The 4,786-nt window shown below is 63.6% G+C and carries 4 protein-coding genes; all 4 read left to right on the top strand.

Annotation, left to right across the window (positions count from 1 at the left end; translation table 11 throughout):
* Nucleotides 1-1,280: type II secretion system protein GspD (locus P3W97_RS10885; RefSeq protein ID WP_367184623.1), on the top strand; the 1,280-nt coding region annotated here is incomplete at its 5' end.
* Entirely contained in the window at nt 1,277-2,605 is a 1,329-nt protein-coding gene (locus tag P3W97_RS10880; RefSeq protein WP_300846646.1) for a tetratricopeptide repeat protein, read from the top strand. The genes P3W97_RS10885 and P3W97_RS10880, both read left to right, overlap by 4 nt.
* Nucleotides 2,606-2,628: 23 nt before the next feature.
* Complete coding sequence (locus P3W97_RS10875; RefSeq protein ID WP_300846644.1) at nt 2,629-4,368, top strand: type II/IV secretion system protein; 1,740 nt, start codon at nt 2,629-2,631, stop codon at nt 4,366-4,368.
* Nucleotides 4,369-4,376: 8 nt separating this feature from the next.
* The coding region (locus P3W97_RS10870) for a type II secretion system F family protein (RefSeq protein ID WP_300846642.1) at nt 4,377-4,786 on the top strand (410 nt) is incomplete at its 3' end.

The following is a 4,786-nucleotide window of genomic DNA, read 5'->3' as shown; positions in this document are numbered from 1 at the left end:
ATGTGCGTGACCTGCTGCGCGAAACCGACAAGATATTGCCTGCTGATGCCGGGGGTTCCGGAGCTGCCAACGCTGCCAACGGGCCGGGGGCGGGCGGTGGAGCTGGTGCAGGGTCCGCTCCAGCGACGGGCCCAGGCGGGGCTGCGCCCGCCAGCGGCGCTGCCAATGCCAACGCCAATGCGAATGCCAGCGCAGCCAATATCGGTGCGGTGCGTTATCGTGAAGCGGCGTCTGTGATCGCCAACCCCGAGTCCGGGTTGTTGACCGTGCGGGCGACGCACCGACAGCACCTGAAGGTGCGTGAATTTCTGGATCGCGTGCTGCGCCAGTCGGCACAGCAGGTTTTTATCGAAGCCACGGTCATCGAGGTCGAGCTGTTCGACCAATACCAGCAAGGTGTCAACTGGAATTTGTTGCGTGATAACAACGCCCTGCTGCGCTTTCGACCCTCAGAGACTTTGCCTGGTGGCACACCGTCCTCAGGATCGGTTCCGAGCGTGCTGACCTGGAGCCCGTCCCAATCGGCGGGCAGTTGGCGTATCGATGCCGTCGTGCGGTTGCTGGAATCGTTTGGCAATGCCAGGGTGCTGTCCAGCCCGCGCATCACGGCAGTCAACAACCAGCCCTCCATCTTGAAGGTGACCGAAGATGTCGTTTATTTCCGCGTGAACTTTCAGTACGAGCCGCCTCAGCAGGGCTCGCCTGCGCGGGTGGATGTCAGTTCCGAGCCCAACACGGTCTCGGTTGGCTTGGTGCTGCATGTCACCCCCCAGATCGCCGAGGGTGACGAAGTCACCATGGTGCTGCGCCCGACGTTGACTTCCATCAAGGACTTTGTCGACGATCCGGCGATCCCGATCCTTTTGGCCCAAGCCCGACAAAGTGTCGACGTGGGTGCAGTGCGCAGCCGGATACCCCAAATCCTAACGCGCGAAATGGAGTCGATTGTCAAGGTCCGCTCGGGCGAGGTGGTGGTGCTCGGCGGGCTTATGCGCGAAGAAAACCGCAATGCCACAGACCAGGTGCCAGGAGCGTCCCAATTGCCGCTGATTGGCGAAGCGCTGCGTTACCGTCAGCGGCGTTCCAGCAAAAGCGAGTTGGTGATTCTGTTGCGCCCCACCGTCGTGGCCTCGGGTTACGGCAGTGAACACCTAAATAAGCTGTCGCGCACCACTTGGCAGCGCGCCACGGGTGTGTTGCCCGAGCAACAAGCCCCCAGCGGCACCCTGCGTTGGCCGAGTTTTGGGGGGGCGCAGGAGCCAGGGGGGCGACAGCCATGAGCTTGCTGCTCGATGCGTTGAACAAAGGCCGCACAGAGAAGTCGGACGATGCTGGCGCCGCAGCCAATGCATCGCCTGGCGCGACGCCGCTGGATATTCCCCTGGAGCTGTCGCTGGCGGCCGATGAGCCGCCCCCAGCGCCGGCGTTTCCGCAGACCAACGCTGCCCAGACCAGTGCAGCCGCCGAAAATCCCCCGCCTGCGCCGCAAGCGACGCCTGACGCACGCCAGGCCCAGCGGTGGTGGAAGCAGCAATTCAACCAGGCTTCTGGCCCAGCTCGAGCGCGCCGCGTCGTCGCGGTGGGGGTGTTGGTTGTCGCGGGCGTGGGGGTCGTCACCGGATGGTGGTGGGTCGGCCAACCGGTGGAATGGCTGACTGCGCTGGGCGAACGTGCGGGTTGGGCGCCAACGCCGGCAGCCGTCGCGGTCGCGCAGCCCGATGCTTCGGCGCCGATGCCTCCCGAAGATCCGCCGGTTGCCCAGGGGTCCGCGTCCGACTCCTCCGCTTCTTCCAGTGGCGAGGCGTCGACGGCATCGGCGTCGGGTGCGCTGCCAGCGCCGGCGAGTCTACCTGCAGCAGGCAAGGGTGGGGAGGGGGCGTCGCGCGCACCGTCAGCGGCCCGGCGATCGGGCGGGGCCGTCGCGGCGCGTCCGGCAGTGGGTAGCGCGCGACCGGCAACCTCGCAGCCGGCCGCTGCCGAGCCGCAGCTGCGCGTAGAGCGCGATCCGCTCGACATTTTGCGCGAGCAGGCCGATGCGGCTGTGTTGGCGGCGCGCTGGGACGAAGCGCAGCGCAGCTACGAAGCCTGGCTTGAGCGGCAACCGGATGATCCGGCCGCCCTCGCTGGTCTGGCGCTGGCGCTGCACCGACAGCAGCGCTGGTCCGAGGCCTGGCTGGCTTACCAGCGCGCGGTGCAGCGCTGGCCCGATAATCCCACGCTGCGCAGCGGGGCCTTGGCGGTACTTACCCGACTGGATCCCGCGTTGGCGGAATCGCGCCTGCGCGACTGGATCGCCGACAACCCCGGCGACGCCCTGGCGCATGCCGCCCTGGGCACACTGCTGGCCCGACAGCAGCGCTGGGCAATGGCGATCGAGCCTCTACAGCAAGCGGTGCGCCTGGTGCCGGGTGATGCGGTGTACCACTACAACCTCGCGCTCGCACTGGAACGGCTCAACCGCCTTGATCAGGCGCTGATGCACTACCGGCAAAGCGTGACGCTCGGGGACGCCGCGCTGCCACTGGAGCGCATCGAACGACATATTCGCGCTCTGCAGGAAAGGCGGGCCCAGATGCAAAACGCTGCGGCTGCAGCAACGCCATAACGTGAGGCTCCGTGGGCGCTGCGATGACGACAAACCCACAGACTTTGCCGCTCGGCGAGCGGCTGGTGCGGCTCGGTTTGGTCACCGAGGATCAGTTGCAGGTTGCGCTGATTGAGCAACGCAACCGGCAAGCCCGCCTCGGTGAAGTTTTGGTGCAATTGGGCTTCGTTTCCGAGCAAGCGCTGCAAGAGCTGCTGGCCGAAACCCTCGGCAGCAAAGCGTTTGACTTCAGCGGCTTCGTGCCCGACGCGCGTGCCTTGCAGGCTGTTCCCAAATATCTGGCCCAAACCCAGCAAGTTTTCCCGATTAGTTACGAGGCCGATGAAAAACTGCTGGTACTGGCCAGCAATCGACCTGGCAACCTGCTGGTGGTGGACCAGTTGCGCGCCAGCATCGGGTCAGACCTCAACATCGAATGGCGTCTGGCCAACCCGGCCGATGTTATCGCGGCGATCGACCAATACTACGGTTTCGATTTCTCGATCGAAGGCATACTGAAAGAGATCGAGACCGGTGAGCTGGACATGACCTCCCTGGCCCGCGGCCAGGCGGGCTATAGCCACCCGGTCGTGCGTCTGGTTGACATGCTGTTGGCGGATGCGGTCAACCGCGGCGCGTCGGACCTGCATTTTGAGCCGGAAGGCAGCATTCTGCGGGTGCGCTACCGCATCGATGGTGTGATGCGCCAGATCCGCGCCTTGCACATCAAATACTGGCCTGCCATGCTGGTGCGTTTCAAATTGATCTCGGGCATGAATATTGCCGAGAACCGCGCCCCTCAGGATGGCCGTTGCAATGTCACTGTGTCGGGTCGTTTGGTGGATTTTCGGGTGGCGATTCACCCCACCATCCATGGCGAGAACCTGGTGCTTCGGGTTTTGGATGCCAAAAAATCCATCGTTCCGTACGATCAGCTTGGTTTATCACCCCAGCAGTACCATATACTCAATTTGATGCTGGCACGGCCGGAAGGCGTCATCCTGGTCACTGGCCCAACCGGATCGGGCAAAACCACGACGCTATATTCTATTTTGAATCATCTGAACCGGGAAGAGGTCAATATCATGACCATTGAAGACCCGGTTGAATACCCGTTGATGCGGATCCGGCAAACATCGGTCTCCGATGGCACAAAAATCGACTTTGGCAGCGGCATTCGCTCACTGATGCGGCAAGACCCCGACATCATTTTGGTGGGCGAAATACGTGATCCTGAAACGGCCGAGATGGCCATCCGCGCGGCCATGACAGGACACCAGGTGTTCTCTACCTTGCACACCAACTCGGCGTTGCGCAGTTTTACCCGGCTGCGCAATTTGGGTGTGTCCGCGGATCTGATGGCTGGCCACATCAGCGGCGTGATTGCGCAGCGCCTGGTGCGGCGTGTCTGTCCGTCGTGCCGCGAGCCGGTGCAACTCCACGAAGGCATGCCGGAATGGCAATTGCTCGGACCCCAGCACCAGGGCCAAACCATCTTTCGTGCGCGGCGTGGCGGCTGCCCGTCGTGCAACCACACCGGTTATCGGGGGCGCATGGCCATTATGGAGCTGCTGCGGGTGGACAGTGGTATGGACGAATTGTTGGCGCGCAGCGCCACTTTGGGCGAGCTCGCCCATTACGCACGCCAGCGCGGTTTCCAGCCACTGGCGTTCGATGGATTGCGACGGGTGCTCGAAGGGCTGACCACGATCGATGAAGTCGGACGCGTCACCGACCTCACCGCCTTGCTTGACGAGGCGCCAGCGCCTTCGCATTCGGGGTGAGGTCTGCGATGCCCATTTATCGATATCGTGGCGTCGATGCGGCGGGGCGCGTCGTCGAGGGGGAGCTCGAAGCGCTCAACCTCATGGAGCTGCGCAGCCAGTTGGCGCAAGGACAGATTGTCCTGCTCCACAGTCGGCAGCGTCGCCAACGCAGCAGCAGCCGCCAGCAAAAGCTGACCCCGCAAGAAAAACTGGACCTGATGTATCACCTGCAGATGCTGCTGCAGGCAGGGGTATCGATTGTCGATGCACTGGAAGATTTGCGCAGCAGTGACAGCCTCAACCTGCGCCGAGTCGGGGGCGTGTTGCTGTCGCGCATCAACGCGGGCGAAAGTCTGGCCCAAGCGATGCGCGCCGATCCCGCCAATTTCGATCCGGTAGTGGTCAGTTTGGTGCACGCCGGAGAGGGGACAGGGGC

The organism is Tepidimonas sp. (assembly GCF_029335975.1).
GTDB lineage: Bacteria > Pseudomonadota > Gammaproteobacteria > Burkholderiales > Burkholderiaceae_C > Tepidimonas.
This window is presented reverse-complemented; position numbering and strand designations above follow the sequence as displayed.

What these genes read in the sequence shown, in the direction of transcription:
- P3W97_RS10880 (WP_300846646.1), top strand. Translation starts at nt 1,277, where the DNA reads ATGAGCTTGCTGCTCGATGCGTTGAACAAAGGCCGCACAGAGAAGTCG.
- P3W97_RS10875 (WP_300846644.1), top strand. Translation starts at nt 2,629, where the DNA reads ATGACGACAAACCCACAGACTTTGCCGCTCGGCGAGCGGCTGGTGCGG.